Origin of the sequence: Luteibacter sp. (assembly GCF_051958795.1) — a bacterium.
Lineage (GTDB): Bacteria > Pseudomonadota > Gammaproteobacteria > Xanthomonadales > Rhodanobacteraceae > Luteibacter.
The window spans coordinates 1-11,785 of the sequence record NZ_JBQCFT010000165.1 but is presented as its reverse complement, the minus strand read 5'-3'; the positions used below and the strand labels follow the sequence as shown (position 1 = coordinate 11,785).

General features: G+C 66.3%; 8 protein-coding genes and 1 rRNA gene. 6 read left to right on the top strand and 3 right to left on the bottom strand.

The features are described from left to right. The first annotated feature begins 2 nt into the window (after positions 1-2). From rrf to ACTHLF_RS08630, 3 genes are all read left to right on the top strand, one after another. Positions 3-117 (top strand): 5S ribosomal RNA (gene rrf / locus ACTHLF_RS08640). 81 nt (positions 118-198) lie between these two features. Beyond that, positions 199-1,797, top strand: coding sequence for an AAA family ATPase (locus tag ACTHLF_RS08635; RefSeq protein ID WP_440326598.1), 1,599 nt, complete (start codon positions 199-201; stop codon positions 1,795-1,797). A gap of 2 nt (positions 1,798-1,799) precedes the next feature. Continuing rightward, entirely contained in the window at positions 1,800-2,483 is a 684-nt protein-coding gene (locus ACTHLF_RS08630; RefSeq protein WP_440326596.1) for a rhomboid family intramembrane serine protease, read from the top strand. Here the strand turns inward: ACTHLF_RS08630 and ACTHLF_RS08625 are convergent. After that, on the bottom strand, positions 2,472-3,209 hold the full coding sequence (locus ACTHLF_RS08625; RefSeq protein ID WP_440326595.1) for a glutamine amidotransferase: 738 nt from the start codon (positions 3,207-3,209) through the stop codon (positions 2,472-2,474). The genes ACTHLF_RS08630 and ACTHLF_RS08625 overlap by 12 nt on opposite strands. Further along, entirely contained in the window at positions 3,206-5,026 is a 1,821-nt protein-coding gene (locus ACTHLF_RS08620) for a GspE/PulE family protein (RefSeq protein ID WP_440326594.1), read from the bottom strand. Before ACTHLF_RS08620 ends, ACTHLF_RS08625 begins: the two co-directional genes overlap by 4 nt. 65 nt (positions 5,027-5,091) lie before the next feature. Here ACTHLF_RS08620 and glyQ point away from each other — a divergent pair, with 65 nt between their 5' ends. Together glyQ and glyS are read left to right on the top strand one after the other, a co-directional pair. Continuing rightward, positions 5,092-6,006: a glycine--tRNA ligase subunit alpha gene (glyQ, locus tag ACTHLF_RS08615; RefSeq protein ID WP_440326592.1), complete on the top strand. Its 915-nt coding sequence runs from the start codon at positions 5,092-5,094 to the stop codon at positions 6,004-6,006. Further along, positions 5,996-8,140 carry a glycine--tRNA ligase subunit beta gene (glyS, locus tag ACTHLF_RS08610; RefSeq protein WP_440326590.1) on the top strand — a complete coding sequence of 715 codons (2,145 nt, stop codon included), beginning with the start codon at positions 5,996-5,998 and terminating at the stop codon, positions 8,138-8,140. Before glyQ ends, glyS begins: the two co-directional genes overlap by 11 nt. Positions 8,141-8,177: 37 nt before the next feature. On the opposite strand, the gene ACTHLF_RS08605 is transcribed toward glyS, so the two are convergent. After that, complete coding sequence (locus ACTHLF_RS08605) at positions 8,178-8,786, bottom strand: helix-turn-helix domain-containing protein (protein ID WP_440326588.1); 609 nt, start codon at positions 8,784-8,786, stop codon at positions 8,178-8,180. Between the two features lie 537 nt (positions 8,787-9,323). On the opposite strand from ACTHLF_RS08605, the gene ACTHLF_RS08600 reads away from it, so the two are divergent. Then, on the top strand, positions 9,324-11,785 hold a 2,462-nt coding region (locus tag ACTHLF_RS08600; RefSeq protein ID WP_440326586.1), incomplete at its 3' end, for a TonB-dependent receptor.

Below are 11,785 nucleotides of genomic sequence, written 5' to 3'. Positions count from 1 at the left end.
TCCCTGGCGGCTATAGCGGCGTGGTCCCACCTGATCCCATCCCGAACTCAGAAGTGAAACGCGCATGCGCCGATGGTAGTGTGGCTCAAGCCATGCAAGAGTAGGTCACCGCCAGGGGCTTTATCCCAAAAACCCGGTCTCGTCTGAGACCGGGTTTTTTCTTTGTCCAAAATCAGGCCGTTCGGCTACTCTAGGCCCATGTATCTACAGACCTTTGGGCTTCGCGAGCCGCCATTTGGCGATGCACCGGATCCGCGATTCGCGTGCCTGTTCACGCGCGAGCGTGAGATCCTGGCGCATGTCGAATACGAACTCGGCGCCAGCGACCACAGCGTCACGCTGATCACCGGTGAAGCCGGTATCGGCAAGTCCCTCCTCTGCATGTTGATCGAAGCCGACGCGCCCCAGCATGGCGTGCGTCCGGTGCGCCACGGTGCCGGCGATTACGCCCTGGAAACCGTCGCCTGGTTGCGCTCCATGTACGCCGGCTTCGGCCTGCCGCTGCCGCTCAGTGCGGAGGCGAATACCGAAGCCCACCTCGTCGACGGCCTCGCCGCGGGCCTCGGCCGCCTGGCCCACCACGTCAACCATCGTTTCCTCCTGATCCTCGATGACGCCGAGCAGCTCGACAACGAAGGGCTGGCCATCGTCGAGCGGCTGCTCGTCGCAAGCGAGAAGGCCCAGGCCCCGTTCCACCGGGTGCTGGCCGGCCGACCCGAGCTGCGCGAACGCCTGACCGACCCGGGCGCACCGGCGCTGGCCCGCCATGTGCGGAGCCGCCTGCCGCTTGGTCCGCTGAATGAGGAAGAGAGCGAGCGTTACGTCCGCCACCGCCTGCATGTCGCCGGCAGCGCCCAGATGCCCTTCAGCAGACTCGGCCTGCGCTCCCTCCGTGATGACGGCAAGGGCAATCCCGGTCGGCTGAATGCGCTCGCTCACCGCGCGCTCGAGCGCGCCGCCGAGCGCGGCGAGCAAAACATCGGCGAGCGCGCACTCGGTTTCGTTGCGCGCGAAGTGCTGCCGCAGCATGCGCGCTACTGGCTGCGCCGCTACCGCAAGCCGATCCTGGCGATCGGCGCGATGCTGGCCATCGTGTTTGTCGGCGGCTTCGCGGTCTGGGTCTTCACCGGGCACAGCCCATCGCGCCCGAAGAGCTTCGTGGCCGTCACGCCCGAGCAGGCCCTGGCGAAACTCCAGGATGCGCTGCCACCGCCTGAGACCGGTGGCGTACGCGTATGGGGTGAGCTCCTGGCGCGCTGGCAGGTGACGTCCAAGGAGACGTCGGTCGCCAACGCCATGAACTGCGACGCCCTGATCTTCCCCGGGTTCGCCTGTGTGAGCGGCCGCGGCTCGCTCGACCAGCTGCGCCGCTTCGACCGGCCGCTTGTGCTCGAGCTCGACAACGCGCACGCAAAACAGCAGGTGCTGCTCGTTGGTGCCGGTGACGAAGCCGTCCGCCTGTACCTGGGCGGCAAGTACGTCGAGCTGACCCGCGACGCTTTCGATCGCGTCTGGAACGGCCGCTTCTATGCCGTATTCCGCGTCGACCCGGCCATGCCCAGCAAGCTCTCGCGCGGTGACAGCGGCGAAGGCATGCACTGGCTCGTATCGCACCTTTCGCCGAGCGATCCCAAGGCGGCGGATACGACCACGTTCGATGCGCCGACCGAAGCCCGCGTACGAAACGTGCAGCAGCGTTTCGGCATCGCAGCCGATGGCGTGGTCGGCCCGGAGACCATGTTCGCGCTGTCCTCGCTCGAGACCGATGGCCCGCACCTCGCTCGCGGCGTTCCCTGAGCATGTTCGTCCGGGTCGATACGCGTCGCCGCTCGCGGCTTTGCTGGGCCACGATCCTCATCGTGGTCGTCTGCGTCGTCATCTTCGTGGGCCTTGCCCTGGCCGGCCACACCCAACGCCTGGCCATCATGTCGCAATGGGGCACCGTGCCCGCGCATCTGTTCGGTACGGGGCTGCCGCTCCTCGAGCAGGTGAGCGATCCGGCGCTCTTACGCCTGATCACTGCGATCTTTATCCATGGCGGCTGGCTGCACCTGATGAGCAACCTGCTCTTCCTGGTGATCTTCAGCCTCCCGGCAGAACGCAGCCTGGGATCGCCACGATTCCTCCTGCTATTCCTGCTCGGCGGCGTGGTCGCCAACGTGATTGGCGCGATCTCGCTGACCGGCTCGCGCATCCCGATCATCGGCTGTAGCGGCGCGGTGTCGGCGGTCGTCGGCGCCTATGTCACGCTGTTTCCGCGCGCCCGTCTCGGTTTGGTCGTACCGCTCGGCCTGTACCTGGAATTCGTCCGCGTGCCGGCCTTCGTGCTGATCGGCATCTGGGCACTGGTGCAGTTGCTCTTCAGCTACGCCGGGCCAAGTTATGGCGCCGTCGTGTGGTGGACCCACATCGGCGGCTTCCTGTTCGGCATCGTGTTCGCGTTGTTCTCGCGCGGCGCGATCGTGCGCCGCTTACGCGGCTGAGGCTTCCCGCGCCGCAAGGATATGCGTGCGGACGAACCCGCGCAGCAGGGCGGTCGCATGCGGCGTCGCCACCACCGCATCCAGCAGGCCGGCGGGCGGCGTCCCTTCGCTGGCCAGTACGTCATGCTTGCGGCGGATGTAGGCACGCATCACTTCGGCAGAGAACTCCGGATGGAATTGCGTGCTGATCGCATGCTTGCCGTAGCGCACGAGGTGGTGCGGATCGCGCACCGAATGCGCCAGCGTCACGGCACCGCGCGGCAGTTCCAGCACGCTCTGCTCATGCGTGGTATGCGCGTGGAACACGGCAGGCAGCGCCCCGCCCAGCGTGTCGCTGGCGGCATGGCCATGCGTCGTCAGCGGTACCGTGCCCATCTCGCGGCCACCCGGCAGGTAGTCCACCCGGCCGCCAAGGGCATGCGACATCAGCTGGTGCCCGTAGCAAACGCCCAGCATGGGCAGGTCGATATCCATGGCATCGCGGATCCAGCCCGCCGTGCGTTCACTCCACGGCAGGCGTTCCGTCACCATGGACGCCGACCCGGTAAGGATCACGCCGGAAACATCTTCGGGATCGGGCAACGCATCGCCGCGCTCGACATCCACGACCTGCAGCCGTGGCGTGCGAAGCCGCAGGCCGAGCTGGAACCAGCGCGGAAAATCACCATGGCGTTCGCTGATGACTTCCGGGGCGCGCCCGGTGCGGACGATAAGAACAGGCTTCATGTATTCGTGACTTCGTCGATATCGGTGGGCGGCAGCACGTTGAGTACCTCGCGCACCGTGGTCAGGCCAGCGGCGACCTGCGCCGCCGCGGAGATGCGCAACGGCTTCATGCCTTCGCGCAGCGCCATGTCATTGAACCGGGCCAGGTCCAGCTGGGCGGTGATCTGCGCGCGCAGGCGCGGCGAGAGCGGCATCATTTCGTACACGCCGGTACGGCCCATGAAGCCGGTCTTGCGACATTCGAGGCAGCCCACCGGCGCGAAGACGCGTTCGGGCATGGGCACGTCCCAGCCGTGGGTCAGCACGCGCCACTCGTCCGCATCCTGCTCGGCGGGCTCCTTGCAGTGCGGGCAGAGCGTGCGCACGAGGCGCTGCGCCACCACGCCGGCAAGCGTCGACTGGATGAGGTAATGCGGCACGCCCAGGTCGAGCAAGCGGGTGACCGCGCTGGGCGAGTCGTTGGTGTGCAGCGTGGAAAGCACCATGTGCCCGGTGAGCGAGGCCTGCACCGCCATTTGCGCGGTCTCGAGGTCGCGGATCTCACCGACCATGATGATGTCGGGATCCTGGCGCAGCAGCGTACGCACGCCCGCCGCGAAATCCAGGTCGATCGACGGCTGCACCTGCATCTGGTTGAGTTCCGGCGAGACCATTTCGATCGGGTCTTCCACCGTGCACACGTTGAGCTCAGGCTTCGCGAGATGCTTCAGCGTGGAGTAGAGCGTCGTCGTCTTGCCCGAACCGGTCGGACCGGTCACCAGCACGATGCCGTGCGGCCGCTCGACCATCGTGCGCCAGATCCGGTCTTCTTCCGGGGCGAAACCGAGCTGGCTGAAATCCTTCATCACCAGGTCGGGATCGAAGATACGCATCACCACTTTCTCGCCGAACGCGGTGGGCATCGTCGAGATACGCAACTCCACTTCGCGTCCGCCCGCCGATCGGGTCTTGATGCGGCCATCCTGCGGGCGGCGCTTCTCGGCCACGTCCATGCGGGCGAGGATCTTGATGCGCGAGGTCACCGCGGTCATCACCGGCGGCGGCAGCTCGAACACCTTCTGCATCACGCCATCGATGCGGAAGCGCATCTGGCCTGCATCGCGACGCGGCTCGAGGTGGATATCCGATGCGCGTTGCTCGAACGCGTATTGCAGCAGCCAGTCCACGATATGGACGACATGCCGGTCGTCCGCACCGAGTTCCCCGCCCTTGCCCAGCTCGAGCAACTGCTCGAAGTTGATGATCTTCGCGGAGGTCGCATCCTGGCCCTTGGCATCCTGGGCAAGCTGGATGGAGCGCTGCACGCCGTAGAACTCAAGCAGGTAGCGGTTGATGTCGACCGGGTTCGAGACCACCCGGCGGATCTCCCGCCGCAGCATGTGACCAAGATCCTGCGCCCAGGCCGCATCGAACGGCTCGGCGGTCGCGAAAGTGACCTCGCCGGGCGACACCGCGACCGGCAGGATCCGGTGGCGCTGCGCATACGCATTGCTCACCACCTGGGTAACCTGGGCCACGTTGACCTTCATCGGGTCGATCTTCAGGTAGGGCAGTGAGGCCTTGCCCGCCAGCCATTCCACCAGCAGCTCCAGGCTCAGCGGGCGGCCGGTCTCACGCCGGTTCTCCAGCTTGCTGTTGGCGATGAGCACCAGCGGATGCAGCTCCACCGCGCTTTTGCCCGATCGCGAGCCGCCACGGACGCGTTTCGCGTCCTCACCGGTCAGGTACCCGTCCACCACCAGCGAGGCGAGGACGTCCTCCAGTTCCAGCCGGCCCCGGCGGCCCAGCACCGCGGCGTGTTGTGGATTGACTGCCATGCGCTCCAACCCTGTAAATAGGCTACGCCGTTATACTAGCCCGCTTTCTCAAGGACCCGGGAACCATGTCCGCGCCCACCTTCCAAGACGTGATCCAGACCCTGAACCGCTACTGGGCGGAGCAGGGCTGCGTGCTCATGCAGCCGCTCGATACCGAAGTCGGCGCAGGTACGTTCCACCCGGCCACTTTCCTCCGCTCGCTCGGACCGGAACCGTGGGCTGCCGCTTACGTGCAGCCCTGCCGCCGCCCGACGGATGGCCGCTACGGCGACAACCCGAACCGCCTGCAGCACTACTACCAGTACCAGGTGGTGCTCAAGCCGAATCCGGACAACATCCTGGAGCTGTATATCGGCTCGCTCAAGGCGCTGGGTATCGATCCGCTGGTCCATGACCTGCGCTTCGTCGAGGACAACTGGGAATCGCCCACGCTGGGCGCCTGGGGCCTCGGCTGGGAGGTGTGGCTGAACGGGATGGAAGTCACCCAGTTCACCTATTTCCAGCAGGCGGGTGGCCTCGAATGCCGCCCGGTCACGGGTGAAATCACCTACGGCCTCGAGCGCCTGGTGATGTACCTGCAGAACGTCGACAGCATCTACGACATCGTGTGGACCCACGCGCCGCATGGCGTGGTCACCTATGGCGATGTGTTCCACCAGAACGAGGTGGAGCAGAGCACGTACAACTTTGAATACGCCAACGTGGCCGAGCTGTTCCACTGGTTCGACGTGTGCGAAGCGGAAGCCGGCAAGCTGATCGCCGCGGGCCTGCCGCTGCCAGCCTATGAGCAGGTCTGCAAGGCCAGCCACTCGTTCAACCTGCTCGACGCCCGCCGCGCCATCAGCGTGACCGAGCGCCAGCGCTACATCCTGCGTGTGCGCACGCTGGCCCGCAGCGTGGCCGAAGCCTACGTGGCGCAGCGAGAGAAACTCGGCTTCCCCGGCCTGAAGAACGACAAGGAGGCCGTCCATGGCCGATAAGAGCCTGCCGCTCATCATTGAGCTCGGCACCGAAGAACTGCCGCCGAAGGCGCTTGATGATCTTGCCGGCGCTTTCGCGCGCGGGGTCGTCGAAGGCCTGGAGAAGCGTGGCGTCGCGGGCGATTACGCCGCGGCAAAGACCTACGCATCGCCGCGCCGCCTCGCCGTCTACATCCCGGCGGTCGCGGTCGCCCAGCCTGAACAGAACGTCGAGCGTCGCGGTCCCGCGGTGAACGCGAGCATCGGCGCCGATGGCACGCCGTCGAAGGCCCTGGTCGGCTTCGCCCAGTCGTGCGGCGTGGACGTCTCTGCGCTGGAAAAGCTCGAGACCGACAAGGGCGCCTGGTTCGTGTTCCGCGCCGTGAAGCCCGGACAGCCCACGGCCGCGTTGCTGCAGGAGATCGTGGTCGAGGCACTGAAGGCCCTGCCGATCCCGAAGGCGATGCGCTGGGGCAGCCGCGAGGAATCGTTCGTGCGCCCGGCGCACACGTTGCTGATGCTGCACGGCACCGACGTGGTCGATGGCGAAGTGCTCGGCCTGACGAGCGGGCGCAAGAGCCTGGGCCATCGCTTCCATCACCCACAGGCCGTCGAGGTCGCCAGCGCCGACGCGTGGCTGGATACCCTGCGCGCCGCGCATGTCATCGCCGACCCGGCCGAACGCCGCGAGCGCGTGCGTGCCGAGGTGGCCCGCGTCGCCACGGGTGGCACGCCGAGCCTGGGCGACGACCTGCTCAGCGAGATCGCCAACCTCACGGAATGGCCCGTGGGCATCGCCTGCACCTTCGAGCGCGCCTTCCTCGAGGTGCCGCCCGAGGCGCTGGTCACCACCATGGAGACGAACCAGAAGTTCGTCCCAGTGTTCGATGCCGGCGGCAAGCTGACCGAGCATTTCATCGGCGTGGCCAACGTCGAGAGCCGCGACCCGGCCGAGATCCGCAAGGGCTACGAGCGCGTCATCCGCCCGCGCTTCGCCGATGCCCGGTTCTTCTGGGATGAAGACCTGAAGACCCCGCTGGCCGACTATCAGGATGCGCTGAAGAACGTCACCTACCAGCAGTCGCTGGGCAGCCTGTGGGACAAGACCGTGCGCGTGGCCGAGCTGGCCCGCGTCGTGGCCAACCGGGTCGGGGTCGATGCCGGCCAGGCTACCCACGCGGCCGCGCTGGCCAAATGCGACTTGCTGACCCGCATGGTCGGCGAGTTCCCCGAGCTGCAGGGCGTCATGGGCCGTTACTACGCGACCCGCCAGGGCATCGCGGCGGACGTGGCCGATGCGCTGGACAGCTTCTACCAGCCGCGCTTCGGTGGCGATGCCATCGCCCCGGGCAAGGTCGGCCAGGTACTCGCCGTAGCCGAGCGCCTGGACACGCTGGCCGGCATCTTCGCCGTGGGCATGAAGCCCAGCGGCAACAAGGATCCGTTCGCCCTGCGCCGCGCCGCGCTCGGCCTGGCCCGCACCCTGATCGAGGGCGGGCTGGACATCGACCTGCGCGCCGCGCTCACCGAAGCCTTCGAGCTCGTGCCCGAGGCCGCCTTCGTTGCTGGCGTGAAGCCGGGCAAGGACGGCAAGGCACCGAACATCGACATCGGTGCGCGCCGCCGTGAACTGGGCGATGAAGTGAACAGCTTCGTGCTCGAGCGCCTGCGTGGGTACTACACGGAGCAGGGCTTCAGCACGGATCAGTTTGAATCCGTCCTCGCTGTCGCGCCGGCGACCCTGCCGGACTTCGATCGCCGCCTGCGCGCCGTCGCCGGCTTCGCCCAGCGCCCCGAGGCTGCCAGCCTGGCCGCCGCGAACAAGCGTGTCGCGAACATCCTGCGCAAGCAGGCGGAAGAGCCGAACGCCGCGCCGATCCCGGCGCAGGTCGATCCGGCCCATTTCGAGCTCGATGCCGAGCGCGACCTGCACGCCGCACTGGAGGCGGCCCGCGCGGATGCCCGCGACATGCTGGCCCGCGCGGACTACACCGGCACGCTGGAGCGCCTCGCGGTGCTGCAGGCGCCCGTGGATCGCTTCTTCGACGATGTGCTGGTGAACGCGGACAACCCGGCAGTGCGTTTCAACCGCCTGGCGTTGCTCGCCCAGCTAAAGGCGGCCTTCGGCGCGATCGCCGATATCTCCCGCCTCTGAAACCAGAAGCCCGGCCATATGGCCGGGCTTTCTTCTATCAGGCCGCTGCCGCGTTCGGCTCGTCGCCGATGCGCGACATCACCGTGCGGCGGAACGCGATCACGCGGTCAGCGTATTCCGGCTCGGACGAGCGGCCCAGGATCGCGTACATCTCGGCGACGAGGTCGGCGTGGCGTACCGGCGAGAAGCGGTGGCCGGCCAGCTCGATATCGGACTGCAACAGCTTCATGGCCGCGGCCAGCCGCGACGGATCCAGCGGGGCCGGAGCGGCGGCCACTTCGTGGCGGTCATCGCGGCCGCGCATCGAATCCGAGCTTTCTGCCCGGCCGGTCGGTTCTTCCGACGACCCGTCCAGCATCATCGGTCCCTCGCCAGCGGCCAGCCACACCAGGGAAATCCCCAGCGTCCTCGCCATGGTCACGCAGCGGCCCCGCGAGGGGTCGGTGTTGCCATCGCGCCAGCTGCGCACCACGCCTTCGGAGAAGCCGCAGCGGCGGGCGATATCGCTGACGCTGCCGTTCAACTTGATGACCTGGCGGACCCGGCTCGCGAACGAGGACGCAGGCACTTCGCCACCGGCGCGCCCGCTCTCGAAGCCGCCCCCGGGCGCGTCCGCGCGGATGGATCCCCTCGAATTGTCGTTCATGCCTGTGCAACCTCTTCTATTTGGTTTAGCCGCCCCCCGGCGTCTTAGCGCAACAACGCGCGAGCGCCGTTACGGTGTACACGAAAATACCTTCGACGGCCTTTCGATTGAGAAGTTTCGTAGGTCGGGACTCAGCGCTTCTTCGTAAGAACTTTTCCTAGTTACGTAATAACACACGTGCCGGAAGTCATGCCTGAGCGAAACGGCAAGTGATTGATGCACCGAAAGAAACATTGACATTCGGCCGAAACTACCCGCGCGACACTGCATGATGGCCGTCATGGTTCCGTTATTTTCCCGTTGTGAATCGCAAATTGCTGCGGTATACGTGCGTAACACGCGGCACCACGCTGTACGCGTGTGAGGGGTACGGCCCGGCATGGGCCCTGCGTTCCGAGGGGGAACGGCAGGCTGCCGCTGCAGGGGTAGGGGAACAAGACATCGTCGAAAAGCAACCTGGCCATAGGCCGGGGCAGGTAGATGCGCGTCATTTTTCGGGCCGCACCACGACGTGCGGCATCACTTGGGGAGATATTGATGAACGTCATGCATAACGGCCGCCAGCTGCGTCGCAGTGCGCTTGCTGTCGGACTAGGGCTGTGCCTGGCCGGCGGAGCCGTCCAGGCGCAGTCGAACACCACCGGCGGTATCGCCGGTAACGTTGAAGGCGGGCAGGGCAACAAGGTCCTGGTCTCGAACCCGCAGACCGGCTTCACCCGCGAAGTACCGGTCGAGAGCGATGGCCGCTACCGCGTCACGTCGCTGCCGCCGGGCACCTACACGGTGACCCTGAAGAACAACGACACCGCCGTCAGCACCCGCGAGAATGTCGCGGTCACGATTTCGAGCAACACGGCCGTGCCGTTCGGCGCCGCTGCCAGTGCCGCCCAGGCCAGCACGCTCGAAGGCGTGTCGGTCACCGCAACCGCGCTGCCCTCGATCGACGTGTCGTCGGTCGATACCCGCACCGTGCTCACGGCCGAGCAGCTGAACAAGCTGCCGATCACCCGTGACGTGCTCGCCGCCGCGCTGCTGGCGCCGGGCGTCATCGCCAACTCGTCGTACAAGGACGCCCTGGGCAATCCGGTGCCGAGCTTCGGCGGTTCCGCTTCCTCGGAAAACGCATACTTCATCAACGGCTTCGCGGTCACCAATCCGCTGACCTCGATCGGCCTGACCCAGCTGCCGTTCGATGCGATCGACCAGCAGCAGGTGCTCACCGGCGGCTACGGCGCGGAATTCGGCCGTTCCACCGGCGGCGTCATCAACATCGTGACCAAGCGCGGTACCAATGAGTGGCACGGTGGCGTGTACACGATCTGGGAACCGCAGGGCACGCGCGCCAGCCCGAAGAACTCGAACTACCCGGATACCGGTGCGTTCCCGACGACCGACGGCACGCTGTACCAGTACTACAAGAAGAACAACTACTGGCGCTCCACCGTCGGCGCATACGCCAGCGGCCCGCTGATCAAGGACACGCTGTTCTTCTACGTCGATGCTGAAATGAACCGCCGCGAAGGCGCGGGCATCGCCGCGTCGACCACCGCCGGCGCGATCACCTCGGCCAGCGTGGGCAAGAACGGCTGGAACGATTACACGTACAAGATCCCCCGCTGGTTGGCGAAGATCGACTGGAACATCACCGACGACCACCACCTGGAACTGACCGGCGTCTCGGACAAGACCGAGTACAACTCCGCGACCTACGGCTTCAGCTACGCCGACCTGGGTCACGGCGATACGCAGAACGGCGGTGTGTACCAGAAGGACGGCGGTGACCTGTATGTCGGCAAGTACACCGGTTACATCACCGATGCGCTGACCGTCTCGGCCCTGTACGGCCAGCAGCGCCTCGACCACGTGCAGACGCCGTTCAATTACAACCCGAACTGCCCGCTCGTGGTGATTTCGACGGCGGCATCGCGCGCGCCGGGCATCAACTACGGCACCTGCCAGACCACCTCCACCGCCGTGCGCGTGCCGGGTGCGGAAGACAAGACCGACGGTTACCGCTTCGACGTCGAGTACCGCTTGGGCGACCATGACATCCGCGCCGGTATCGATCACCAGAAGGCGGAATCGTTCACGGGTACCTCGCTCCCCGGTGGCTTCAGCTGGACCTACAGCCAGCAGAACGGCGCGAACGCGCCGATCGATGCCGGCCACGGCGTCGGCGCACCGGGTGCCGCGGGCGGCCTCGGTACGCAGGGCTATTACGTCATCAAGTCCTACACCACCACCTCGGCGAAGGTGAAGACGGTGCAGGAATCGCAGTACCTCGAAGATCACTGGCAGGTCACCGACCGCTGGATGGTTTACGCCGGCCTGCGTAACGAGCAGTTCAAGAACTACAACGGTGCCAACGAGGTGTACGCCAAGCAGCGTCACCAGCTCGCCCCGCGCCTGGGCGTGTCGTGGGACGTCTTCGGTGATTCGACGCTGAAGGTGTACGCCAACGCCGGTCGTTACCACCTGGCCATGCCGAACAACGTGGCGGTGCGCGCCGCTTCGGGTTCGCTCAACACCACCGAGTACTTCACCTACACGGGTGTCGATGCCCAGGGCAACCCGACCGGCCTGTCCTCGGTGCCTGTCGACCAGGGCGCCGGTTACACCTGTAACGGCACCAATGCGACCTCCGCCAACCTGGAATGCGGCAATTCGCCGGATCCCCGTACAGTGGCTGCGAAGGGCCTCAAGTCGCATTACCAGGACGAGTACATCGCCGGCTTCGACCAGCAGATCACGCCCAACTGGAACTGGGGCGCGAAGGCCACCTGGCGCCAGCTGCGCAGCGCGATCGACGATACCTGTACGCCGGCCCTCGGCGGTGCCTGCTTCCTGTTCACCCCGGGTACCGGCAACACGTTCCTGCAGGTGCAGCCGGATGGTTCGTTCGTCGAGCGTCATTACTCGAAGGATGAGCTGAACCTGCCGGACCTGAAGCGTAAGTACTACGCGCTGGACCTGTACCTCGAGCATCCGTTCGCCGACAA